The 456-nt window shown below is 62.1% G+C and carries 1 protein-coding gene; it reads right to left on the reverse strand.

The genetic code is table 11. The features are described 5' to 3' along the window. Window positions 1–166: 166 nt before the first annotated feature. Window positions 167–456 (reverse strand): hypothetical protein (locus EN780_RS41235; RefSeq protein WP_245500315.1); only part of this gene is annotated, 290 nt, incomplete at its 5' end.

Genomic DNA, 456 nt, shown 5'->3' on the forward strand with positions numbered 1-456 from the left:
CCGTCAACGCCTCGTTGATCTGATTGATCAAGCCGAGGTGGCACTCGATGGCGGCGCGCTCAAGGAGCAGCATGAGTTAACACCTACTCCTAGCGCCGCTCCTGGAGTCCTATTTCCGCCGGCGCCTGACGAAGCAGCGCAATGCGACTCCCGCGACCGTGGCCAGCTATCGCGATGCCTTGCGCATGCTGATCCTCTTTGCCGCCGCCCGATTGCGGAAGAAGCCGGGGGCGTTGGCGCTCGAAGAGCTGATCGAGATCTCGTTCTCGCTTTTCTCGACGAACTCGAGGAGAAGCGGAACAATTCCGTCACCACGCGCAACGCCCGCTTGGCCGCGATCCGATCTTTCTTCCGCCACGTCGCTGCCGCCGACCCGGCATCCTTCGGCGTCGCCCAACGCGTGCTGACGATTCCCATTAAACGGACGCACATTGACGTGACGTACCACCTCACCAC

The organism is Mesorhizobium sp. M4B.F.Ca.ET.089.01.1.1 (assembly GCF_004022605.1).
In the GTDB taxonomy this organism is placed as follows: domain Bacteria; phylum Pseudomonadota; class Alphaproteobacteria; order Rhizobiales; family Rhizobiaceae; genus Mesorhizobium; species Mesorhizobium abyssinicae.